The sequence below is a fragment of the Labrys miyagiensis genome, assembly GCF_030160835.1.
Classification (GTDB): Bacteria; Pseudomonadota; Alphaproteobacteria; order Rhizobiales; family Labraceae; genus Labrys; species Labrys miyagiensis.
Genome location: NZ_BSPC01000007.1, coordinates 112,280 through 135,963, shown reverse-complemented (window position 1 = coordinate 135,963; position 23,684 = coordinate 112,280). Strand labels below are relative to the sequence as shown.

At 64.5% G+C, this 23,684-nt stretch carries 19 protein-coding genes and 1 tRNA gene; 13 read left to right on the top strand and 7 right to left on the bottom strand.

From position 1 onward, the window contains the following. Positions 1 to 329: 329 nt before the first annotated feature. Both QQL24_RS05160 and QQL24_RS05155 read right to left on the bottom strand, forming a co-directional pair. Positions 330 to 2,027, bottom strand: a complete 1,698-nt coding sequence (locus QQL24_RS05160) for a heparinase II/III family protein (protein WP_284310834.1) — start codon at positions 2,025 to 2,027, stop codon at positions 330 to 332. A gap of 374 nt (positions 2,028 to 2,401) precedes the next feature. Further along, positions 2,402 to 3,727, bottom strand: a complete 1,326-nt coding sequence (locus QQL24_RS05155) for an RsmB/NOP family class I SAM-dependent RNA methyltransferase (RefSeq protein WP_431310641.1) — start codon at positions 3,725 to 3,727, stop codon at positions 2,402 to 2,404. Positions 3,728 to 3,858: 131 nt separating this feature from the next. Between QQL24_RS05155 and QQL24_RS05150 the strand changes: the two genes are divergently transcribed. Then, positions 3,859 to 4,335: a YaiI/YqxD family protein gene (locus QQL24_RS05150; RefSeq protein ID WP_284310857.1), complete on the top strand. Its 477-nt coding sequence runs from the start codon at positions 3,859 to 3,861 to the stop codon at positions 4,333 to 4,335. A gap of 214 nt (positions 4,336 to 4,549) precedes the next feature. Next, entirely contained in the window at positions 4,550 to 5,911 is a 1,362-nt protein-coding gene (locus QQL24_RS05145) for an ABC1 kinase family protein (protein ID WP_284310832.1), read from the top strand. Between the two features lie 199 nt (positions 5,912 to 6,110). Here QQL24_RS05145 and QQL24_RS05140 read toward each other — a convergent pair whose 3' ends face one another. Continuing rightward, a complete protein-coding gene (locus QQL24_RS05140; RefSeq protein ID WP_284310831.1) occupies positions 6,111 to 6,386 on the bottom strand; it encodes a hypothetical protein in 276 nt (91 codons plus the stop codon). Positions 6,387 to 6,732: 346 nt separating this feature from the next. Here QQL24_RS05140 and QQL24_RS05135 point away from each other — a divergent pair, with 346 nt between their 5' ends. The 6 genes from QQL24_RS05135 (at position 6,733) to QQL24_RS05110 (ending at position 14,037) form a co-directional block, all read left to right on the top strand. Next, entirely contained in the window at positions 6,733 to 7,530 is a 798-nt protein-coding gene (locus tag QQL24_RS05135; RefSeq protein ID WP_284310830.1) for a chorismate mutase, read from the top strand. Between the two features lie 262 nt (positions 7,531 to 7,792). Continuing rightward, complete coding sequence (hisC, locus tag QQL24_RS05130; protein ID WP_284310829.1) at positions 7,793 to 8,884, top strand: histidinol-phosphate transaminase; 1,092 nt, start codon at positions 7,793 to 7,795, stop codon at positions 8,882 to 8,884. A gap of 79 nt (positions 8,885 to 8,963) precedes the next feature. Then, a complete protein-coding gene (locus QQL24_RS05125; RefSeq protein WP_284310828.1) occupies positions 8,964 to 9,668 on the top strand; it encodes a glutathione S-transferase N-terminal domain-containing protein in 705 nt (234 codons plus the stop codon). Positions 9,669 to 9,880: 212 nt separating this feature from the next. Beyond that, positions 9,881 to 10,807: a prephenate/arogenate dehydrogenase family protein gene (locus QQL24_RS05120; RefSeq protein ID WP_284310827.1), complete on the top strand. Its 927-nt coding sequence runs from the start codon at positions 9,881 to 9,883 to the stop codon at positions 10,805 to 10,807. Positions 10,808 to 10,996: 189 nt separating this feature from the next. Next, a complete protein-coding gene (locus QQL24_RS05115) occupies positions 10,997 to 11,905 on the top strand; it encodes a methyltetrahydrofolate cobalamin methyltransferase (protein WP_284310826.1) in 909 nt (302 codons plus the stop codon). Between the two features lie 125 nt (positions 11,906 to 12,030). Then, the gene (locus QQL24_RS05110; protein WP_284310825.1) at positions 12,031 to 14,037 is read left to right on the top strand and encodes an ASKHA domain-containing protein; all 2,007 of its coding nucleotides are present in this window, start codon (positions 12,031 to 12,033) and stop codon (positions 14,035 to 14,037) included. A gap of 19 nt (positions 14,038 to 14,056) precedes the next feature. On the opposite strand, the gene QQL24_RS05105 is transcribed toward QQL24_RS05110, so the two are convergent. Next, positions 14,057 to 15,139 carry a DmpA family aminopeptidase gene (locus QQL24_RS05105; RefSeq protein WP_284310824.1) on the bottom strand — a complete coding sequence of 361 codons (1,083 nt, stop codon included), beginning with the start codon at positions 15,137 to 15,139 and terminating at the stop codon, positions 14,057 to 14,059. A gap of 201 nt (positions 15,140 to 15,340) precedes the next feature. Between QQL24_RS05105 and QQL24_RS05100 the strand changes: the two genes are divergently transcribed. From QQL24_RS05100 to QQL24_RS05090, 3 genes are all read left to right on the top strand, one after another. Next, positions 15,341 to 16,048 (top strand): DUF2461 domain-containing protein, encoded by a 708-nt coding sequence (locus QQL24_RS05100; protein WP_284310823.1) that lies wholly within the window; start codon positions 15,341 to 15,343, stop codon positions 16,046 to 16,048. Between the two features lie 640 nt (positions 16,049 to 16,688). Beyond that, positions 16,689 to 16,919, top strand: coding sequence for a BrnA antitoxin family protein (locus QQL24_RS05095; RefSeq protein ID WP_284310822.1), 231 nt, complete (start codon positions 16,689 to 16,691; stop codon positions 16,917 to 16,919). Positions 16,920 to 17,057: 138 nt separating this feature from the next. After that, a tRNA-Arg gene (locus QQL24_RS05090) sits at positions 17,058 to 17,134 on the top strand. Between the two features lie 49 nt (positions 17,135 to 17,183). Here the strand turns inward: QQL24_RS05090 and QQL24_RS05085 are convergent. Beyond that, complete coding sequence (locus tag QQL24_RS05085; protein WP_284310821.1) at positions 17,184 to 18,068, bottom strand: LysR family transcriptional regulator; 885 nt, start codon at positions 18,066 to 18,068, stop codon at positions 17,184 to 17,186. A 230-nt stretch (positions 18,069 to 18,298) separates the two neighbouring features. Between QQL24_RS05085 and QQL24_RS05080 the strand changes: the two genes are divergently transcribed. Then, positions 18,299 to 18,760, top strand: coding sequence for a VOC family protein (locus QQL24_RS05080; RefSeq protein ID WP_284310820.1), 462 nt, complete (start codon positions 18,299 to 18,301; stop codon positions 18,758 to 18,760). Positions 18,761 to 18,804: 44 nt separating this feature from the next. Next, a complete protein-coding gene (locus QQL24_RS05075) occupies positions 18,805 to 19,638 on the top strand; it encodes an oxidoreductase (RefSeq protein WP_284310819.1) in 834 nt (277 codons plus the stop codon). Between the two features lie 172 nt (positions 19,639 to 19,810). On the opposite strand, the gene QQL24_RS05070 is transcribed toward QQL24_RS05075, so the two are convergent. Continuing rightward, positions 19,811 to 21,358 carry an FAD-dependent monooxygenase gene (locus tag QQL24_RS05070; RefSeq protein ID WP_284310818.1) on the bottom strand — a complete coding sequence of 516 codons (1,548 nt, stop codon included), beginning with the start codon at positions 21,356 to 21,358 and terminating at the stop codon, positions 19,811 to 19,813. Positions 21,359 to 21,591: 233 nt separating this feature from the next. Beyond that, positions 21,592 to 23,565: a BTAD domain-containing putative transcriptional regulator gene (locus QQL24_RS05065; protein ID WP_284310817.1), complete on the bottom strand. Its 1,974-nt coding sequence runs from the start codon at positions 23,563 to 23,565 to the stop codon at positions 21,592 to 21,594. Positions 23,566 to 23,684 lie beyond the last annotated feature (119 nt).

Sequence of the window (23,684 nt, the reverse complement as noted above, 5' to 3'; positions counted from 1 at the left end):
CCGTTCTTACGGGGAGAGGATAGAGGTGAGGGGCTGCGCAACGATCTGAGATCAGCGTTCTACAAGCCACGACGATCTGGGTGGCGGTTCGTTGTCTTACTGTATCCATTTGATTTATTTAAGAAAATAGTCCTGTCCAAGTCGCGCTGCCCCTCACCTCTATCCTCTCCCCGTAAGAACGGGGCGAGGGGGCGCAATCGGCTCTTCCTTTTCTCAAACCGACTCTTCTCGCCCGACTGCCGAGTGTAATCCGCTCAATACCGAAATGTGTGGATCATACACCCGTCTGCGGGGAAGGATACGCGCGCCCATCCAAGCAGCCCCGCACCTCACACCGGATCCGCCGGCAGGAAGGCCCAGCTCATCGTGTGCTCCCCATCCGGCAGCGTCATCACGATCTGCACCGAGCGCCGCGGCCCTTCCGGGTTCGCCAGATGCGCCGTCTCCGCCAGCGTGAAGGGCACGTCCGCCAGGAACAGCCATTCCTTGCCGTTGGGCAGGGTGATCACGATCTGGGTGTCGCCATTGGCGGGGCGCGCGGCCACCGCCGGGTGGAGGTGGAAGCGCAGCAGCGCGGGGTAACGGCCGAGCCAGGGTTCGTTCCTGGAGTCGAGGAAGCTGTCGCGGCCTTCCAGGGCGCCCGTGATCTGGCTCAGCGTCAGCTCGCGCTTGTGGATCAGGCCGAAATCGTGGCGGTAGCCGTCATGGCTCGCCGTCAGCGTCACGGCGGTGGGCGTGGTGTCGCGTGCTACCTCCACATGCTTGGGGCCGGAGAGGATGGCCCGTCCCCCCATGCCGGGCTTGCGGGTGCCGCCGGCGAAATGGCTGGAGGAGGCGTCGTTGACGATCGCGGTGGAATGGGCGCCGGTGGAGCGGGCGAGGTGGCGCCAGTTCTCGCGGCCGGCCGCGGGGGCGCCGCAATTGACCACGATGCGGAAATTGTCGGCCGAGAACTCGAAGGAGAGCGTGCCAGCATGGGCTTCCTGCGAGACGCTGATCGGCGGCGGCGTGCCGGTATCGACCAGCAGCACGGCGCCATGGCCCTCGACGCGCTGGTAGCCGCCATGGGGGGCGTTCTGCACCGGCTTGCCGCGGGCATCGTCATAGGCGAGCAGGGTGGCGATCAGATGGCTCTGCGTGTAGCCCATACCGTTGAAGGCGGCGAAGGCGCCGTCCGCGTGGCGGAAGAAGCGCAGCATCGGCATCATGCGGTCGATGGCGCCGAGAAGTTCGGGCGGGGCCACGGCGTTGCGTGCCGAGAAGGATTGGCGCAGCGGCAAGAGGTCGAGCAGCAGCTCGATATTGGCCTGCGGGTTGCGGCTGATATGGATGCCGTCCGAGAGGATCTGGCGGGTGAGCTCGCTGATCAGCCAGCGCTGGGCCGGGCGGCGCAGACTGACCTTGTCCGTCAGGCACAGGCTCACCTGCATCACCGCCACGGCGCAGAGCAGGCGGGGCATGCCGTCGGTGGTGTTGCGCCCGGCATGCAGGAGATAGCTCGCCTGCCAGGCGATGGCGCGGATGAAGGCCTTGTAGAAGCCGCGGTCAGCGCCATCCAGCACCATCGGCGCCATGCTCACCCAGGAGAGCAGGCGGCGGGCCGTGAGCAGCGGGTCGAGCGCCTCGGGCTGGAAGCGCAGGTTCGAGCGCACGAAATCGGAGACCAGACGGCGCGCCGCCTGCTTGCCGGCCAGGCCGTCGGCGGCGCGCAGGTGCCTGAGCCAGGTGAAACCGAGCAGCGTCTCGCGCCAGGCCGGGGAGGGCGGGGCCACCGCGAAGGGCGAGACCTCGTTGAGCACGATGGTCTTGCCGGCGAAGGTGTAGCGGCCCGCGACGAACTCAGCGGCGCGGGTGGGATCGGAGGCGCGCAGGTCCTGCGGCGCCAGCACGAGCTTTTCCGGCTCGCTGCGCCCGAAGCGCCAGCGCATGAAGGGCGAGAGGTAGACACGCGTCAGCAAGGCGCGGCCGGTTTCGCCGGCTGCATGCATGGAGAGACGGAGCTTGGGGCCCAGAGTGCCTCGGCTCATCCTTGATGCATACCTCCAGGAAAGAGACGGGGCAGGCGCCCGCCTGTCTACAACTGCCCCTTGTTGAACGTTGCACGAGCTTCGCGCAAGCCTTTGGCGGTGAAAACGGGCGGTTGGGTTAAGTTTTGGGGGGAGGGAGAGGGGGGACGTATGGGGAACTGCCAAGCGGAGCAGAGCGCGACAACCTCCCCCACGAAGCTGGGGGAGGTGGCCGAACGAAGTGAGGTCGGAGGGGGTGTGGGCGGAGTGGAGCGCGAGAAACGGGTTCAAAAGCTATGGTTCCGGTACTTTATCCTGACCACACCCCCTCCGTTACGACTTCGTCGTGCCACCTCCCCCAGCTTCGTGGGGGAGGCTGGCGCCGCGCTCTTCACCTACCCCAGATACCGCAGCCGCGCGGCGAAGAATCCGTCCATCCCCGCCATCGCCGGATCCTCGTCCGGCAGCAGGCTCGGCAGCGTGCGCAGCGCGCCCTCCGGCGTTACCGCGCCCTCGAGCCCGCCGATCTCCGCCGCCGTCACCGGCTCCAGGCGGAAGCGGTCGTTCCTTTCCAGGAACTGCGCGATCTGCTGCTCGCCTTCCTCCGCTTCCAGCGAGCAGGTGCAGTAGACCAGCAGGCCGCCGGGCTTCAGCAGTCCCGCCATGCGGGAGAGCATGCGGCGCTGCAGGTCGGCCACCGCGCCGATGTCGTGGGCCGACTTGCTCCAGGCCACGTCCGGATGGCGGCGGATGGTGCCGGTGGCGCTGCAGGGGGCGTCGAGCAGGATGGCGTCGAAGGGCTCCGCCTTCCAGGCGAGCACGTCCGACACCACCACCTCGGCGGAAAGATCGAGACGCTTGAGATTCTCGGTGAGGCGCTGCAGGCGGGCCTCCGACCTGTCGACGGCCGTGACCCTCGCGCCGGCCGCGGCAAGCTGCGCCGTCTTGCCACCCGGCGCGGCGCACAGATCCGCGACGCGCAGGCCCTCGACCGTGCCGAGCAGGCGCGCGGGCAGGGCTGCGGCGGCGTCCTGCACCCACCAGGCGCCCTCCTCATAACCCTCCAGCGCCCGGATCGGGCCGGCATGGGACAGGCGCAGCGACTCCGTCGGCAGCACGCGACCGCCGAGACGCGCGGCCCAGCCGGCGGCATCGGCCTTCACGGTGAGGTCGAGAGCCGGCTCGACGCGCTGGACGGCGATGATGGCCTGCGCCGTCGCCTCGCCATAGTGCCGGCGCCAGCGCTCGAACAGCCAGGCGGGGGTGTCGGCCTCCGCCGGCAGCGCGGCGAGGCGCTCCTCCTTGCTCGCCGAGACCTTGCGCAGCACCGCATTGGCGAGGCCCGAAAAGGCCTGGGCCCGGTCGTCCTGGCGGGCGAGGCGCACGGCAAGATCGACGGCGGCATGGTCGGGCACGTCGAGGAAGAGGATCTGCGCCGCGGCGGTGATCAGGATCGCCTCCAGCGGCCCGGATTTGCGCGGCATGCCCCGGGCGAGCAGGCTGTCGAGGATGGTGCCGATGCTGCCATAGCGGCGCATGGAGACGCCGGCGATCATGCGCGCCAGCGCCAGGTCGCGCGGCTCCAGGCTGGCGCCCTCGAAGGCGTCTTCCAGCGCGATGTCCTGGCCGAGCACGCCGTCGACGGCCTTGACGGCAAGCGCGCGGGCGGCAAGGCCGGGGGCTTCGAGGCGGGCGGCCGCGGCGCCGCGGCGCGTGGGAATGGGAGGTGTGTTCAAGGTTTCAGCAATCCAATGTCGCCGCCTGCATAAAGGATTTTGCCATAAGCGGGGAATTGTTTTTGGGAAAGTGCTGCCATGCGCCTGCGCCGCGAGGGCTCGCTTCCAGCGTGCCGATGCGCTATCGCCTCGCCATGACCATCGAAATCTTCGTCGACGCCGACGCCTGCCCCGTCAAGGACGAGGTCTACCGCGTGGCCGGGCGGCACGGGCTGAAGACCCATGTCGTCGCCAACAGTTTCATGCGCGTGCCGCGCGACCCCCTGGTGGAATTCGTGCTGGTGAGCGCCGGCCCGGATATCGCCGATGACTGGATCGCCGAACGCGCCTCGCCCGCCGGCGTGGTCGTCACCAACGACATCCCGCTCGCCGCCCGCTGCGTGAAGGCCGGTGCGAGCGTGATCTCGGCCACCGGCAAGCCCTTCACCGAAGCCTCGATCGGCATGGCGCTCGCCACCCGCAACCTGATGGACGAGCTGCGCTCCACCGGCGAGATCACCGGCGGTCCCCGGCCGTTTTCCCAGAAGGACCGCTCGGCCTTCCTGCAGGCGCTGGAGACGGTGATCGTCAGGCTGAAGCGGGCGGGGATGTAGCCTGGGAGCGCAGGCGGCATTCGGTGTGCCGGCGCCGGATAACCAACCGCTTCCAAGAGCGGACGGGACGTCCGCGCTCCCAGGTGCGCCACCGCGCCGCTTTGCACTTCGCCCGCGCCGCCCTATCTACAGTGCGCAACCAGGGCGTTCTAGCGTCGGATCAAAGCGCCGGGAATCGCAAAATGCCACCGCATTTTGCTTGAGGGAGTGCAGCATGGCCGAGCGTGATGATGAGGCGAACCGGCTTTCGGCGCGGGCCAGGCGGTATGCCAAGGTGGGCGTGAATGTCGGCGGCGTGGCGGCGCGCATGGCCGGCGCAAGGCTGGTGGGAGGCGGCTCCTCCGGTTCCAACGCGGCGGCGCTGGCGCAGGCGCTCGGCGGGCTCAAGGGGCCGCTGATGAAGGTCGGCCAGCTCTTGTCCACCATTCCCGATGCCCTGCCGCCCGATTATGCCGCCGAGCTCTCCAAACTGCAGAGCCAGGCCCCGCCGATGGGCTGGGCCTTCGTCAAGCGGCGCATGATCGCCGAGCTCGGTCCCGCCTGGGCGGAGCGCTTCGGCAGCTTCGAGCACGAGCCGGCGGCGGCCGCCTCGCTCGGCCAGGTGCACCGCGCCACCGCCAAGGATGGCACGCCGCTCGCCTGCAAGCTGCAATATGCCGACATGCAGTCCGCCGTGGAGGCGGATCTTTCCCAGCTCCAGGTGCTGTTCGCGCTGCACCGGCGCTTCGATGCGGCCATCGACACCCGCGAGATCTATCACGAGATCAGCGAGCGCGTGCGCGAGGAGGTCGATTATCGGCGCGAGGCCAAGCACACCGCGCTCTACCGCAACGCCTTCGCCACGCTCGGCATTTCGGACGTGCGCGCGCCGCGCGTGTGGCCGGAGCTTTCCACCGGGCGCCTGCTCATCATGGACTGGCTTACCGGCGAGCGCATCCTCGCTTTCAAGGATGCGGAGCTCGCCGTGCGCAACCGCCTCGCGGCAGCGATGTTCGGCGCCTGGTGGCAGCCCTATGCCCATGTCGGCATCATCCATGGCGACCCGCATCTGGGCAATTACACGGTGTTCAGCGAGGGCGGCGAGGCGGCGGGCATCAATCTCCTGGATTATGGTTGCATCCGCATCTTCCCGCCCGCCTTTGTCGGCGGCGTGGTCGATCTCTACCGCGGGCTGTTGCAGGGCGAGCCGGAGCGCATCGTCTCCGCGTATGAGACCTGGGGCTTCCACAACCTCTCGAAGGATTTGATCGAGACGCTGAATGTGTGGGCGCGCTTCATCTTCGGCCCCCTGCTCGACGACCGCGTGCGCACCATCGCCGACGGCGTTTCGCCGGCGGAATATGGCAGACGTGAGGCGTACACCGTGCACCAGGCGCTGAAGGCGAAGGGCCCGGTGACCGTGCCGCGCGAATTCGTCTTCATGGACCGCGCCGCCATCGGCCTCGGCGGCGTGTTCCTGCATCTCAAGGCCGAGCTCAACTTCCACCACCTGTTCGAGGCGGCGATCGAGAATTTCTCGACCGAAGAGGTGGCCCGGCGGCAGAAGGCAGCGCTGGCGGAGGTGGGATTGGAGTAGGGGAATGCGCTCTGGATTGCCCGCGCCTCCTCTTGCCGGTGTTCGACGGCTGCCCCATGGACAAGATTTCCGTGTCATGCCTTCCATAGCAAATGTGGCCCCGCTCCCCACAAAAAAGCGCCCCGCAGGGCGCTTCATTTTGCTCAACAAAAAGGGGCGGCACAAGTCTCCGCCCCCCCAAGCTCCATGAGGCTCGATATCAGCCGTGGGTCGGCTCGATCACCTTGCCGTGGCGGGTGTGGCGCAGGGTGGCGTGGTGAATGGTGGTGGGCTGGGCGGCCGTAGCGGGCGTCGGCTCCGGGCCGAGCCACTTCTGATAGAGCGGCCAGCCGGCGGGCGCGGCAGGGGTGGTGGCGGAGTCGTAGCCATAGCCCTTCTGGAGCGACCAGAAATCGGTGATGCCATCGGCATAGGCGCTGGAAGCGGCAATAACCAAACCAGCGGCGGCAATGGCTGTCGTGATCAAAATTCTCATGAGCAGTTCCTCTAATATAACTAGCCCCTCCGATGCCACGATGGCGCTCTGATTTTGCCGAAATTATGAAAATTAGACCTGGTAAAGCGTTCGTGATAAGTCGTGAAGTAACGAATACTCGTGAGTCTTATGGCAAAATACTGATTAATTTATGCAACTAACGCGTGAGATGGTAGGCGCTCCGGTAGATTGTTTTTTGAGAATACTACACGAATGGCGTGTCGCTCCCGAGCGTTGCAAACCGTTACTTTAAGATTGGGCAATCCGCTACCTATGCGCGAAGGTTGCCATCCCCTGCCTTGCCGCCTATGACAGGCTCCCCGCATCCGATCTCCCGATTGCAGCCATGACACAGACGCCTGCGCCCAGCCTTGCCGATCTCCGCCAAGAAATCGATCGCATCGACGCGGGCATGCACAAGCTCCTGATGGAGCGGGGCGATATCATCGACAAGCTCATCGCCATCAAGCGTTCGCAAGCGTCGGGTTCCGCTTTCCGGCCCGGGCGCGAGGCCTCGATGATGCGCGAGATCGTCGGCCGCCATCACGGCATCCTGCCTGTCGATATCGTGGAATCGATCTGGCGGGTGATCATCGCCACCTTCACCCATGTGCAGGCGCCCTACACGGTGCATGGCGACATTTCGCTCGGCAATGCGGCGATGCGCGACGTGGCGCGCTTCCATTTCGGTTTCGTGGTGCCCTATGAGACGCATGACGATGCCGGCGACGTGATCCACGCGCTCAGCCATTCGCGCGGCGATCTCGGCCTGGTGCCGGTGGCCGCTCCCGGCGCCTGGTGGCGGGCGCTGGAGGGCGAGACGGCGCCGAAGATCATCGCGCGCCTGCCCTTCGTCGAGCGTGCCGACCATCCCGCCGCCCTGCCGACTTATGTGCTGTCGAAGCCGATCGACGAGCCCCCTTCGTCGAGCGACGTGCGTCTCGTTTCCGCCGTGCTGCCTGTGGCGCCGGCCAAGCTGCCGCAAGGCTGGAGCGTTCCCGCCCATGCCGGCGCGGCGCTGCTGGTGGCACTCCATCCCGGGCAGACCGCGGTGGCGCTCGCCGAAGCCCTGCCGGCCGGCACCAGCCTCGAGCCCATCGGCTCGCATGCGCTGGCCTTCGTGTTGCCGAAGGCGGGGGGGTGATCATCGTGCGGCGAAGGGCGCGACGCGAGCGCACACAAGTTGTGTGCGCGGCCTCCCCCACGAAGCTGGGGGAGGTGTCATTGCGACGCAATGACGGAGGGGGTGTGATCAGGATAGAGCGCGGGAAGCGCGGTCCTGGGTTTCCGCTTCAAGCACCTCATCTTGACCACACCCCCTCCGAGCCGGCTTCGCCGGCCCACCTCCCCCAGCTTCGTGGGGGAGGCTTCCCGCGCCCATCCATCTCCACTTGCGGAACATCCCCATGAACGGTCCTGTCCCCCGCCCCGGCGTGCTTACCATCGATGCCTATGTGCCGGGCAAGTCGAGTGCGCCCGAGGGCGTCAAGGTCTGGAAGCTCTCCTCCAACGAGACGCCGCTCGGCGCCAGCCCCAAGGCCAAGGCGGCTTATGTCGCCGCCGGCGAAAAGCTGGAGCTCTATCCGGAAGGCTCTTCCAGCGCTTTGCGCGCCGCCATCGCCGGCCGCTACGGGCTCGATCCGGCGCGCCTGCTCTGTGGCGCCGGTTCGGACGAATTGCTCTCCCTCCTCGCCTATGCCTATCTCGGTCCCGGCGACGAGGCCCTCTATAGCGAGCACGGCTTCCTGGTCTACAAGATCGCCACGCTCGCCGCCGGCGCCACGCCCGTCGCCGCGCCCGAGACCAATCACACGGCCGATGTCGATGCCCTGCTTGCCAAGGTGACGGACAAGACCAAGCTCGTCTTCCTTGCCAATCCTAACAACCCCACCGGCACCTATCTGCCCTTCGACGAGGTCAAGCGCCTGCATGCGGGGCTGCGGCCCGACATCCTGCTCGTGCTCGATGCCGCCTATGCCGAATATGTGCGCGCCAACGACTACGAATCCGGCCTCGAATTGGTGGCGACATCGGCCAATGTCGTGATGTGCCGCACCTTCTCGAAGATCCATGGCCTGGCCAATCTGCGCCTCGGCTGGATGGTCGGCCCGCCCGCGGTGATCGAGGCGCTGAACCGCATCCGCGGCCCTTTCAACGTCTCCGGCCCCGCCATGGCCGCCGGCATCGCGGCGATCGGGGACGAGGCGCATGTCGCCGCCGCCATCGCCCATAACGACAGATGGCTGGCGTGGCTGATGCAGGAACTCACAGCCCTCGGGCTGACGGTGACGCCCTCCGTCGGCAATTTCGTGATGGTGAGCTTCCCGCCGGAGCCCGGACGGAGCGCCAAGGATGCCGACGCCTTTCTCACTCAGCGCGGCCTGGTGCTGCGCCGCATCGACGCCTATGGCCTGCCCAACGCCCTGCGCCTCACCGTCGGCCCGGAAGAGGCGAACCGGCTGGTGGTGGAAACGCTGAAGGAATTCTTGACCCGTTAGTCTGTGTATCACCCCCTTATCCGTCATTGCTTGGCTCCGCTCGCAACGACGGCACCGTTGATTTTTCGAGGAAATAAGCATGTCCGATCTGTCCGCTTTCCCCGTTGCCAGCCGCTGGCCGGCCAAGAATCCCGACATCATCCAGCTCTATTCCCTGCCGACGCCAAATGGCGTGAAGGTCTCGATCATGCTGGAGGAGACAGGCCTGCCTTACGAGCCGCATCTCATCGATATCGGCAAGAACGAGAGCTGGACACCGGAATATCTGGCGCTCAACCCGAATGGCAAGATCCCGGCGATCATCGATCCGCATGGTCCCGACGGCAAGCCCTTCGGCCTGTTCGAATCCGGCGCCATCCTGCTCTATCTCGCCGAGAAGACCGGCAAGCTCATCCCCGCCGACGCGGCGGGGCGCTACGAGACCATCGAGTGGGTGTTCTTCCAGATGGCGTTCATCGGCCCGATGTTCGGCCAGCTCGGCTTCTTCCACAAATTCGCCGGCAAGGACATCGAGGACAAGCGCCCGCTGGAGCGCTACCGCGCCGAATCCAAGCGCCTGCTCGGCGTGATCGAGACGCGCCTCGAAGGCCGCGACTATATCATGGGCGCCGACTACACCATCGCCGACATCTCCATGCTCGGCTGGGTGCGCAATCTCATCGGCTTCTATGGCGCGGGCGAATTGGTGGACTATGCCAGCTTCAGGCGCGTGCCCGGCTGGCTGGAACGCTGCCTCCGGCGGCCGGCGGTACAGCGCGGGCTGGAGATCCCGAAGCGGGGATAGGCTGGGAGCGCGGACATCCTGTCCGCTCTTGAAACATATGCGATGCGGATTGAACGACGCGGTTGGGAACAGCCGTGTCGTTTTCTTTTCGGAGGTCGAGGTTCCAAGAGCGGATCGTCCGACACTCACTTGAGTGTCGTAGGACGTCCGCGCTCCCAGGTTGCCTTCCCCCGCCCCATCGTGCACAGAAGGCTGGATACCCAAGGGTTCCCATGTCTGACGCCTCCATCCTCTTCGACCGTCTCTGCGTGATCGGCATCGGCCTGATCGGCTCTTCCATCCTGCGCGCTGCCCGCGAGCGGGGGCTGGCGCGTACGCTGGTGGCGGCCGATCTCAGCGAGAAGGTGGTGAAGCGCGTCGAGGAACTCGACATCGCCGATATGGTCACGCGGGATCTTGCCGCCGCCGTGGAAGGCGCTGATTGCGTCATCCTCTGCGTGCCCTCGGGCGCCTTCGGGTCCGTCGCCGAGGTGATCGGGGCGCATCTGAAAGCGGGTGCCGTGATCTCCGACACCGGTTCGGTGAAGGGTGCGGTGGTGGCGCAGATGACGCCCTTCCTGCCGCAGGGCGTGCATTTCATCCCCGCCCATCCGGTGGCCGGCACCGAGCATTCCGGCCCCGATGCCGGCTTTGCCGCCCTGTTCGGCAATCGCTGGTGCATCTTCACCCCGGCCGAGGATATCGACCCGGCCAAGCTCACGCTCTACCGCGAGTTCTGGGAGAAGCTCGGCTCCAAGGTCGAATGCATGACGCCCGAGCACCATGATCTGGTGCTCGCCGTCACCAGCCATGTGCCGCATCTCATCGCCTACAACATCGTCGGCACGGCGGATGACCTCGAGACGGTGACGGAATCGGAGGTGATCAAGTTCTCCGCGGGCGGCTTTCGCGACTTCACGCGCATCGCCGCCTCCGATCCCACCATGTGGCGCGACGTCTTCCTCAACAACCGGAAGGCCGTGCTGGAGGTGCTGGGGCGCTTCTCGGAGGACCTCGCCTATCTGCAGCGGGCGATCCGCTGGGGGGAGGGCGACAAGCTGTTCGAGCTGTTCACCCGCACGCGGGCGGTGCGCCGCTCGATCATCGATCTCGGCCAGGAGACGGCGGAACCGGATTTCGGGCGCAAGCACGGGGAGTAGCCTGGGAGTCCCTGGGAGCGCGGACATGCTGTCCGCTCTTGGAAACGTCACGCTCTACGACGAGGGCAAGAGCGGACAGGATGTCCGCGCTCCCAGCAGCGCCAAATCCTGTCGCTTGCAGGCTAGCGGCTATCGTTTCAGCGACCCTAATTAGACGATCACAATTCCTCTGGGCGGAACGGACAGACCATGACCGAAACGGTTATCACTTCGGACAAGAAAAAGGTGGTGTTGGGCTTTGACAAGCGCTTCGTGATGATCGGCGAGCGCATCAACCCCACCGGCCGCAAGCTCCTTGCCGCCGAGATGGCCGCCGGCGATTATTCGCGCGTGGTTTCCGACGCGCTGGCCCAGGTCGAGGCCGGTGCCCAGATGCTTGACGTCAATGCCGGCATTCCGCTCGCCGATGAGCCGAAAATCCTGGCCGAATGCATCAAGCTGGTGCAGGACACCGTCGACGTACCGCTGTCGATCGACTCATCCATCGTCGAGGCGCTCGAGGCGGGCCTTGCCGTTTACAAGGGCAAGCCCCTGGTCAACTCCGTCACCGGCGAGGAAGAGCGCCTGGAGCGCGTGCTGCCGCTGGTGAAGAAGTATGGCGCGGCCGTCGTTGCCATCTCCAATGACGAGACCGGCATTTCCGAAGATCCCGATGTCCGCTACGAGGTCGCCAAGAAGATCGTCGAGCGCGCCGCCGATTACGGCATTCCGCGCGAGGACATCGTGGTCGATCCGCTGGTCATGCCGGTCGGCGCCATCAACGATGCCGGCCTGAAGCTGATGCATCTGCTGCGTCGTCTGCAGGGCGAGCTCAAGGTCAACACCACCTGCGGCGCCTCCAACTTCTCCTTCGGCCTGCCGAACCGCCGCGGCCTCAACGCCTCCTTCCTGCCGATGATGATCGGCGCCGGCATGACTTCGGCGATCATGAACCCGCTGCACCTCGAAGACATCCAGGCGATCCTGGGTGCCGACGTGGTAATGGGCCACGACCCGAACTGCATGAGCTGGATCAAGAAGTTCCGCGAGCCGCAGCCGGAGGCCGCCGAAGGCGCTGCCGGTGCCGGCCGCCGCGAACGCCGCCGCGCGCGCGGGTAAGTTGCCGGGTGCGCGGACATCACAGCGACATGCAAGCATGTCGCGATGTCCGCATCTTGGAAACGACTCGCTTATAGGATGGGGAAGTGCGGACAAGATGTCCGCGCACCCGGGAATACCTGCCGATGACCAACCCTCTCGTCTTCTTCGCTCCCTCCGGTAAACGCGGCCGTTTCCCGGAAGGCACCTCCGTACTCGAAGCCGCGCGCAAGCTCGGCGTCGACCTTGATTCGGTCTGCGGTGGGCGCGGCATCTGCGGGCGCTGCCAGATCGAGGTGGGCGAGGGCAAATTTCCCAAGCTGGGCATTGTCTCGGCGCCTGACAATGTCACCGAGTGGAATGCGGTGGAGGCGCGCTACGTCTCCAAGCGCGGGCCGCTGCAGGAGGGCAGGCGCCTCGGCTGCCAGGCCAGGGTCTGCAACGACGTCGTCATCGACGTGCCGCCCGACAGCCAGGTCCATCGCCAGGTGGTGCGCAAGAGCGCCGCGATCCGCGACATCGCCATCGAGCCGGTCGTGGCGCTGCATTATGTCGAGGTGCGCGAACCCGACATGCACGATCCCTCCAGCGACTTCCGCCGCCTGCAGGAGGCGCTGGAGGAGCAATGGCAGCTGAAAGACGTCACCGCGCCGCTGGAATCGCTACGCCTCCTGCAGAAGGCCCTGCGCGACGGCAAATGGTCGGTGACCGTGGCCATCCGCCACAAGCGCGAGATCGTCGGCGTCTGGCCGGGCCTGCATGAGCAGGGTGTCGGCCTTGCCGTCGACATCGGCTCCACCACCATCGCCGCGCATCTGTGCGACCTTGCCAGCGGCGAGGTGCTGGCCTCCTCCGGCATCATGAACCCGCAGATCCGCTTCGGCGAAGACGTGATGAGCCGCGTCTCCTATGTGATGATGAATCCGGGCGGCGATGTCGAGCTCACCAATGCCGTGCGCGAGGCGATCGGCGAGATCGCCACCGCGGTGACGAAAGAGGTCGGGCTGATCTCGAACGACATCCTCGAGATGACCGTGGTCGCCAACCCGATCATGCACCATCTCTTCCTCGGTCTCGACCCGACCGAGCTCGGCGGCGCGCCCTTCGCGCTCACCATCGATGGCGCCTACCAGACCCGTGCGGCCCACCTCAACCTGCCGCTCTCGAGCGGCGCCTATGTCTATGTGCTGCCCTGCATCGCCGGCCATGTCGGCGCCGACACGGCAGGCGTGGTGCTCTCCGAAGGGCCTTATCTGAAGCCCGAAGTCTCGCTGCTCGTCGATGTCGGCACCAATGCCGAGATCGTGCTCGGCAATCGCGAGCGCCTGCTTGCCTGCTCCTCGCCCACCGGCCCGGCCTTCGAGGGCGGCCAGATCTCCTCCGGCCAGCGCGCCGCGCCCGGCGCCATCGAGCGCGTGCGCATCGATCCCGCGACGCTGGAACCGCGCTTCAAGGTGATCGGTTGCGACCTCTGGTCGGACGAGCCGGGCTTTGCCGAGGAAACCGCCAGCCTCGGCGTCACCGGCATCTGCGGCTCCGGTATCATCGAGGCCATCGCCGAGATGCTGCTCGCCGGCCTGATCACGCCCGATGGCGTGGTGGATGGCGCCTTGGCCGCCCGCTCGCCGCGCGTCGAAGAAGATGGGCGCACCTTCCGCTATCTCATCCGCGAGGGCGAGCCGCGCATCTCCATCACCCAGAACGACGTGCGCGCCATCCAGCTCGGCAAGGCCGCGCTCTATGCCGGCGTGCGCCTGCTGATGGACCATTACGGTGTGGCTACGGTCGATCGCATCACGCTGGCCGGGGCCTTCGGCAGCCATATCGACGTCAAGCACGCCATGATCCTCGGCCTGGTGCCGGATTGCGAGCTCGACAAGGTCGGCTCGGCCGGCAACGCCGCCGGCACGGGTGCCCGCATCGCCCTGCTCAATTCCTCGGCCCGCAAGGAGATCGAGGAGGTGGTGCGCAAGATCGAGAAGATCGAGACGGCGATCGAGCCCTCCTTCCAGGCGCATTTCGTCGGCGCCATGGCGATACCGCACAAATCCGACCCCTTTCCGCATCTGGAGGCCGAATTGGGCATTACCTTCAAGCGCGGCGGGGACGGAGAGACGGGCCGTGGGGGTCGGGAGAGACGGCGGAGGGGGTAATCTCCCTGCGATCCCAGGGCTACCCCCGCATCGCCCTCAGCAGCGCCTCATGGTCGATCGCCTCGACCACGCGCCCCTGTCGGCCCTTCATCGTCTCGGCTGCCAGCATGGCGTTCACCACCGCCTCCTCCACGCCCTCGACCACCGCGAGGAACAGCCCGTCGAGGAGATCGTTCGACACGGCTGCGAAGCTCATCCGCGCCGGTTCCGGCAGCTTGCCCTGACCGTTGGCGGTGGTGAAGGCGAGGAAGATGTCGCCCGAAGAATTGCTTGCCGGCGTGCCGCCCCGCCCGACCCCGAGGCCCGCGCGACGGGCGAGGCGCTTCAATTGCGTGGGAAGCAAGGGTGCGTCGGTGGCGATGACCACGATGATCGAGCCCTGCTCGCGCGTGCGGAAGGCGCCTTCGGGCAGGCGTTCGCCGACCGGCACGCCGGCGATGCGGAACCAGGGCCGGCGGCCGTGATTGGCCTGCACGAGCACGCCCACGGTGAAGACGTCGACGCCGATCGTGACCAACCGCGAGGCGGTGCCCGTGCCGCCCTTCCACTCATAGGCGATCATGCCGGTGCCGCCGCCGGCATTGCCCTCGGGCACCGGGCCGGAGGCGGCACCATCGAGCGCCGCGGTGACATCGGCCTGCGTCACCGCAAGCCTAGCGATGTCGTTGAGATAGCCGTCATAGGTCTCGGCCACCACCGGCAGCGGCCAGAAATCATCGGCGAGCTCGGCCGGAAAGCGCCGGGCCAGCCAATGCACCATGCCGTGATGGGCCATGCCAACCGACATGGTGTTGGTGATCAGCACGGGCCCGGCGAAGCAGCCGGCTTCCTCGATCCAATGCGAGCCCGTCATCTCGCCATTGCCGTTGAGGGCGAAGAAGCCGGCCCAGACCGGCTCCATCAGATCTGCCGCCGGGCGGGGCAGCACGGCCGTAACGCCGGTGCGGATGCTCTGGCCCTGGATCAGCGTACTCATGCCGACAGCGATCCCTGGTACGTCGGTGATGGCATTGCACGGTCCAGTCGGGCTCACGAACGGCAATCCAAGCCCGCGCGCCCGCGCCTTGCCGCTGGGGCCGTGGGTGATCGGATCAAGGGACATGGCGCACACCTGATGCTGAGGGATGCTCCTCTATAGCGGGATTCTGTGTCGGGCAGGATGCGGCATACTTCCTGGGAGCAGGCGGACAAGATGCCATCAGTCCCGGAGCGGACGTCCGCGCGCCAGGCCCCCGTGACGCAGAGACGCGCGCATGCAATCTAGAACCTGCAAACCTTACGCTGATTCGCCCTGGTATCTCCCATGTCCAAGCCCGCCTCCTCCTTCACTGGCTTCGGCGACAAGGCGCTGCCCTTTTTCCGAGCGCTCGATTTCCACCAGGACCGGGCCTGGTTCCAGGAGAACCGGGACCTCTATGAGGCCCATGTGCTCGGTCCGCTCGGTGCCTTCATCGCCGCGCTGAACGAGGCCTGCATCGCCCAGGGACTGCCGATGCGCGGCACGCCCAAGAGCTCGATCTTCCGCATCCATCGCGATGTGCGCTTTGCCAAGGACAAGCGCCCCTTCAAGACCCATGCGGGTGCGGTGATGACGCGGTCCGGCACCAAGAGCGATCCCGGCCTCTTCTACATCCATATCGCCCCGGAGGGCTGCTTTGCCGCTGCCGGCTTCTACGATCTCGAGCCGAAGCAACTCGCCGCCTTCCGGCAGGCCATCATCGCTGCGCCCGAACGCTTCCGCGCCATGAGCGCCAGTCTCTCCGAGGCAGATCTGGCCTTCGACCCGCAATGGAGCCTCAAACGGCCGCCGCGCGAGGCGGTCGGCATCGACGATGCCGATCTGCTTGCCGCGTTGAAGCTCAAATCCATCGTGGTACGGCACCCTCTGACGGAGACCTCCATCCATGGTCCAGGCCTGGTAAGCGAATGCACCGGCTTCATCGCATCGGCGCTGCCGCTGCTCGACTTCGGCTGGGCGGCCCTGGCGGCGCTGGAGCCAGAACGTAGTTGACGCGTGCGTCAACTCATATTGGAGAATCGGCGATTGCGTAACCGTTATCGGGTTAACGCCTGTGTCGGAGGCCTCTCGGACCGATGCGAATCATGTCTGCAAGCAAGCTTCCTTCCGCAACGGAATATATTCGGCATGTCGTAAAGACGACAGAAGACGGCGGAAACGCCAAAGAGGAGAGTCGCTTGCCGAAACGCCAGACAACCTTGCGCAAAGGCCGATAATCGCTTTCCGATTTCGGACTATGTAGTCGATCCAGCGGCCGCCGAGGCGGTGCGCATTTGCACCAGATGAATGTAAATGACACCAGCGTACCTTACGTTAAGGTCAAGCAAAGCATTTTTTACCCGACGGTATAATTTGCAGGACTGAATTAGCCAAACCTCACAACGCTTAGTATAAATATTGAATATTGAAGTTTCTATTGTCGTTAATTTATCTATATCGAGGCGTGAAACCGGTTTCTTGGAGTTTTCCTATCCGTTTTCCTGAGTGGTTTACCATATATTGCGGCGCAATAGGCGGAACGGGTAAATCGTTTTATCACCTTAACAAGTGTTGCCCCAGATATCGACCGGCGCTACGGACTATGATACCTTACGTAAGTACTGGTGATCAGTTCAGGCAACGAGAGACAAGAATGAGTTTCGAACAAGTTGGAATTGCCGATTCGGCCCCCCCTGCCGCCTCGGCAGAAGAGTTGGAACGCAACGTAACGGCGCGCCTGCGCCCGAGCATGAAATCGAAGGAGCGCATTACGCTCCAGCTCGATATCGACGTCATCTCCATGTTCCGCGCCACCGGCCGCGGTTGGCAGACCCGCATGAACGCGGCGCTGCGCGAATGGCTGGGCCCGCCGTGGGCGGTGTGAGCCGCGTCCGCAGGCCAGAGCTTCGGGAGCGAGCCTGGCGCCGTCTCCCGTTTCGGGAAAGAAAGCCCTTCCCGGATATCATGACGACAAAACCCCTTGACCTTTCCACCCCGAACAGGCTTTCGTCCTCCCTGGCCTGTCCCGGTAGCTCAGCAGGATAGAGCAACGGTTTCCTAAACCGTAGGTCAGGGGTTCGAATCCCTTCCGGGACGCCAGTTTTCCGCCACTGCAGAACAGAGCGGGCATCCGCGCGAGAGACTACGGTCAGATACGCAGCGCTTCGATGATTGCGCGCAGGCCTGCCGAGAGATATTTCCGCGTGGGGTAGTAGAGATAGAGCCAGTCCTCCGGCGCGCGCCACGACGCCAGACATTCGACGAGCCGTCCGTTCTCCAGGTATGGGCGGGCCCGATCCTCCCAGACATAGGCGAGTGTTATGCCGGACAGGGCAGCTCCGACCATCAATTCGTGGTCGTCGAGGGATAGGGGCCCTGTCGGCTCGAACTCTATCGCTTTGCCATGGTGACGGAACTCCCACGGATAGGCCGCGCCACTGGGATAGATATTCCGAATGCACACGTGATCCTGCAGGTCTGCAGGTTTCATGGGCTGGGGATGTTTCTCGAAATATGCCGGCGACCCAACGACCACGAGCCGCAGGCTTGGCTTGATCTTCACCGCGGTCATGCCGTCCCGCAGGCTTTCGCCCAGACGGATACCGGCGTCGAAGCCTTCGTCGACAATATCGACGAGGCGATCTGTCGCGACGATTTCCAGTTCCAGATTGGGATTCGCCTCGATGAGCTGCCCCATTACCGGCCCGAACACGAAAGGCGCGACGGAATTGGGTGCATTGATCCGCACCTTGCCGAAAGGCGTGTCACGAAACTGGTTGAGCGCGTCAAGCGCGGAACCGATGTCGCCAAAGGCCGGCGACAAACGGGCGAGCAGCATCGCGCCCGCATCGGTTAGGGACACGCTTCGCGTTGTGCGGTTCAGCAGGCGAATACCGATCCGCGCTTCAAGATTGCTGACCGCGTGGCTGATCGCCGATGCGGTGACACCCCGCTCATCGCCGGCACGTCGAAAGCTGCGATGCCGCGCGACCGCATCGAAGGCCGCGAGTTCTGACAGATCGGTGGTGCGCATTACTGAATTACACTCATTATTAAATGAAGCATTCCGCCGCTTATCCCATCAATATAAAAAGCGCAGTCTTGCCCTCAGGGACTAACGCCGGTGCCGATCCCCTGAACCAGCGAACCCTGGAGCAAAGCGCGTTCAAGCGTGAACGCGTCCTTGCTCTCACTCTTTGTATCGACGCGTCTTTGCGATTCTTGCCGATGCCGGCAAATCGCAAGACACTTAAGGAGAGACCCGTGGCTGATTTCATTGCGCCCCCTCAGAACAGCGCTTCCCCCTTTGCCGATATGCGCGGCCACCATGTCGCCGTGCGTACTCCCGACCTCGACACCGCCAAGCGGTGGTATGTCGAAAAGCTCGACTTCCGCGTCATTGCCGAATGGGATTATGCCGACGAGAAGCTCGCCTATCTAGCACCAGCAACCGACGACCATTTCTATGTGGAGGTCCTTGGCGGTGGCGAGTCCGCCCCGAAGGAAGTGCGGCCCTACACCGATCTTGGCGATAGCCTGAAATATCGCGGCTACCACCATTTCTGCCTCAACGTGACCAGTGTTGACGAGACAGTCGAGAAGCTGCGGTCGCGCGACGTGACCATCGTGACCGAGCCGTTCGAGCTTGCCGCAATCAGCCGACGTCTGGCCTTCTTCAGCGATCCGTTCGGTAATTTGATCGAACTCGCTGAAGTGCTGGCCTAAGGATTCCCCCGAGCCGCCACAGTTTTGATCTGGAGGAATGTGTCATGAAGACCTGGTTCGTTACCGGTGCATCACGCGGTTTCGGCGCCCTGATAACCGAACGCGCGCTCGCCAAGGGCGCCGCGGTTGTTGCGACAGCAAGGGATCCGCAAGCGGTGACCGATCGTTTCGGCAGTCACGCCAATTTGCTTGCTGTAGCCCTCGATGTCTCGAACGAGGATCAGGCCGCTGCCGCTGCCAAGGCTGCGATCGATCGCTTCGGTCGGATCGATATTCTGCTCAACAATGCAGGGTTTGGATTGATGGGGGCTGTGGAAGAGGCATCCGCGGCCGAGGTCGAGGCGGTCTACCGCACCAACGTCTTTGGGCTGCTGACTGTCACCCGAGCCGTATTGCCTTACATGCGCAAAGCGCGGTCTGGACGTATCCTGAACATCTCGTCGATCGGCGGATATCGTGCTGGTGCCGGGTTCGGCATCTACTCCTCGACCAAGTTTGCGGTCGAGGGGCTGAGTGAATCGCTTCACGCCGAACTCGAACCTCTGGGTATCCACGTCACCGTGGTCGAGCCTGGCTATTTCAGGACGGACTTTTTGGACTCCTCCTCCCTGTCGGTCAGCCCGACGCGGATCGCCGACTATGACGGAACGGCCGGCAAAGTCCGGACGATCGCTGCCGGTCTCAGCCACAATCAGCCGGGCGATCCCGCGAAGCTGGCGGATGTGCTGATCGCATTCGTTGATGCGCCCAATCCGCCAGTGCGCCTGCCGCTTGGCAGCGATACCGTTGCTGCAATTGAAGCGAAGCATGTGTCTGATGCCGCCATCTTGTCTGAATGGCGCGCGGTGTCAGTCTCGACCGATTTCCCTGCGAAGTGACGATCAAGGCGAGCAGCATGCTGGTTCAGTCGGGGGTCGGCAGGCTGCTTCACGCAAAGTGATTTCCAAAAGAAAATGGGTACTGCTGGGCACCAGAATCCGCATTTGATTCAAAGCGGCCCTCCCGGCCTGTGCGAAAGTCACGGAGTATGCCCGAGCCAGATTCACGCAGCTATCCGGGTTCGCCGAACCATCGCGATGCGGCCTGAGCGGCTTCCTTGAGGTTAGGGGCAGCGTCAGCAGCCCAGGCGACGAAGCCATCGGGACGTATGAGTACGGCGCTCAAACCCAACGGTTCCTTGGCGTCGCCTGCACTATAAGGAATTCGCCCACCCCAGCGGCTTGCAAGTGCTCGAAGGGGAGAGCGAGGGTCAAAGTCCAGAACTAGGCCTCGCCCTTTCCTGAGGAGTTCGCCGAGCTTCGTCCCATCGGCCAACTCGAAGTCGGGAGCGCTGCGGCCCACCAGCGGATGACTGCCGCCGAGGTCATAGCGGAGAGAAACACCCCACACGCGCTCGGCGAAATATGTCGCGCCGTCGCGTGTGTCGATGAGATCACGGATGATGGCTTCGAGCGCGCGCGAACTCCGGCTCGGCCGCATGAGTGCGACCTGGGCGCGCGACCAGTCAAGGATCTGCGCTCCCACCGGATGCCGTTCGCTAAAATAGCTGTCGAGCAGATCAGCCGGCGCGTCGCCACGGATGGTGGCGGCGAGCTTCCATCCCAGGTTCATCGCGTCGCCAAGCCCGAGATTGAGCCCCTGGCCGCCCAAGGGAGAGTGGATGTGCGCGGCGTCGCCGGCGAGCAGCACCCGCCCCTTGCGGTATGCGGTCGCCTGATAGGCGCGATCCGTCCAGGTCGTGGCAAGCTGGAGAGCTGTCAAGGTGACGTCGGCACCGGAGACGCGGCGCAATACCGCCTGCACGTGCTCAAGCGTGATTGGCCGGGTTCTGTGGAAAGCGCCCCCGTCGAACTCGACCATCGCGATCGTCCCGGGCCGTGAGTAAGTATACATGCCTGTCGGCGTGTAGTGGCGACCCAGGCGCAGGCTATTCGGATCGGCCATGGCGACTTCAACGGAATAGCCGGTGAACTCGGCATCGGTGCCGACGAATTCAAAGCCGCCAGCCTTGCGAACCGTACTGCGGCCGCCATCACATCCAACGAGCCAGCGTCCGCGAAAGGTCTCACCATCAGCGCGAAGGGTCACGCCGTCGTCCGACGGGTCGAGGTCTTCGACGCCGAAGCCGCGCCTGATCTCGACCCCCATCGCGCTGGCGCGAGCGGCCAAGGCGGATTCAAGGTGCTCCATCTCGACCACCATGCTGTTGCCGGCTGGACCGGGCAGGCGATATGGCCACGTCGAGGCGTCGATGTTGTCGTGGTAGAACTGGATGCCGGCGAAATGGCCGCCCGGGCGGCGCGCCTGTTGCATCCAATGCGGGGTAGCTGAAGCGCTGCTGCTATCGGGATCATCGTTCGCGCGTTGCGGCGCCGCGATGTCGTCCAGCAGCCCGCGACGGTAAAGGGCCTCGATGGTGGGCACCGAAAGGCCGCGCATGCCGAAGGGTAGCCGCTTCAACGCAGAGCACGGGTCCTCCGCCTGCTCCAGCACCAGGACCGAGAGGTCTGCGAGGCGCAGCTCACAGGCGAGAAACAAGCCGACGGGGCCGGCGCCGGCAATCACGACATCATAGAAAGACGGGTGGCGGTTGTGCACGAACTACTCCTGTGTCGATGTTCGACCGGAGCGTTCCTCAAGTTTGAGAACCACACGGACGAACAATTGGACGCCCGGGGGCGTCCGATGTTCGTCGTGGGGATCTCATGCACGAGGCCAGAGACCAGAGCTTTCGTTACCGAAAGGACTTGGGCTTACCAAACCAAGTCTGCCTTTTCCGACGCGGGCTCAGTAGCATTGTGGCGATTGGTCCGCAACCGCTCCTCGTCAGGTCAAGCTGGTAACCCGGCCATCTCAAGACATTCGGCGATGTGCGCGGCGTCGGCAGGGTTCTTGAAGGGCTCCTTTGCCAGCAGCATGCTGATACGGAATCCGGGCCGCAAGGCCAAGCATTCCCCGATGAGGGCTGCCGCCTGCTTCGCATCTCCCAGCCGGGCATGGCAACCGGCCATGAGCGCCGCTCTTCTATAGGTGCGAATCGGGGATCGATCGAAGGCAATGATGGCCTCTCGGTAGCGATGCAAGAGCATGTTGGCCATGCCAACGCCGAACCAATACCATGGCGGATCGAGATAGGGGTCGATCTGCCTCGCCCGATCGAAATATACCAAGGCAGCCTCGGGCTGCTCGGAATGCATGAGAAGGGTGCCCATATCCGCGGTATTCCACTGATTGTTTGGATTTAGCTCGAGGGCTCTCCGCAAATGCTGCAGGGCAATGTCGAACGACCGCTTGAACAGGCAGACTATGCCAAGAGTGGCAAAACAAGTACTCTCACTGTTGTCAAGCTCCACGGCCTTTCTTGCGAGACGGTAGGCTTCGTTCAGGCTCGCGTCGTCCTCTCCGGGCTCGTTTTTCCACCACTTCAAGCGGATGCACGCCAGCAGGGCATGGGCAAGTCCATAGCCGGGATCGATTTCGATCGCCTTCGAGAACAGGCGAATTGCTTCGGCGGCGCCCGTGGGATCGTCCCACGGCAAGGCATTGCCTTGCAGGACACATTCATGTGCAGCCAGGCTTGCTGGCGCTCGGCGGTTCGCGCGCTCGGCGGCTGCGACTTCGGTCCGGCCGACCAGCGTACCGACAATTCTGCTCACGAGCTGGTCATGGGCCCTTGAAACGTCAGCCGTTCCGCAATCGAAATGCTCGGCCCACACGTGATGCCCGGCCTCGGTATCGATCAGCTTCACCGCGATACGAATGAAGCCGTCCATCCGCCGCACGCTGCCCTCTACGATGTATCGCGCCTTCGGATTCACCTCGATGGATTGCCCGAGGGTCTCCGTACCGTTCGCCTGGAGCGACGCGGTGCGCGATTGAACAGAAAACAGCTGCCAATGTGTAAGCGTGGCAATGATATCCTCGGACAGCATGCGGCTCAGGCAGTCCAGTTCGGCATCGCCGTTCAGGCTGACAAAGGGAGGAACGGCAATCGTGAGCCTCTCTCCATGTGCTGGCCCGGCCAAGGCCGAATCTTTGAGAGTGAGCGCGCCTTCAGCCTTGTCCTGATCCACGCCGGAGGGCGCTTCCCTCCGCGTTGCCAGCCGCCGCGCCCGTACCTCCGAGGCCAGTTTCCGGGTTTGCATGTCCGGCTCGATGCCAAGCTCCCTGGCCAGGATTTTTTGGCATCGTTCATACTGCGAGAGGGCCTCGTCCGCTCGGCCCTGCGCGACCAGAGCCTGCATCAGATCCCGGTGCATTTTTTCCTGAAGCGGATCCATCGCAAGCGCTGCGGATAGATGCGCAGCCGCGGCCGAGTATTGACCCTGTTCGGAGGCGCTGCCAGCCGCTTGTTCCAGTCGCGATATCAGCCGCGACTGAATCATGCTGCGCTGGGAAATCATCCAGTTCTCGAATTCCGGCGCCGATACGAAAAACCCCTCGAGGAATGCCGGCCTGGCTGCCAGCGCACCCAATTCCTGATCGCCCAGGCCATTCAGGACGGCGCGGGCGTCAATCTGGATGCCTTCGGAATGCAGAACGACCTTGTCGAACGGGACCATGATGGGGTCTCGCCCCGCGTCCTGGAACAGCTTTCGAAGCTGGCTGAGCGTTTGACGCAGGTTTGCGCGCGCCTGCTCTTCGCCACTATCGCCCCAGAGGAGGGTGGCCAGATGTCCGCGGGAGATGTGTTCGTCCGCGCGCATGGCGAGATAGGCGAGCAGCGCCATCGCCTTGCGCGAGGGATGTTCCAACCGCCGGTCTCCAGCCAGTATTGCCGGCGAACCGAGGAGCCGAATTTGCATGCCCGCCGCTTCCCTCTGGCTGGTTACCAACGGAATTACGATTTTATCACGCTTTGACCTACGCGTCGTGAGCGGTCGGCGTGCTTGGTAAGAGCGCACAAGACGTCAGTCCAAAGCGA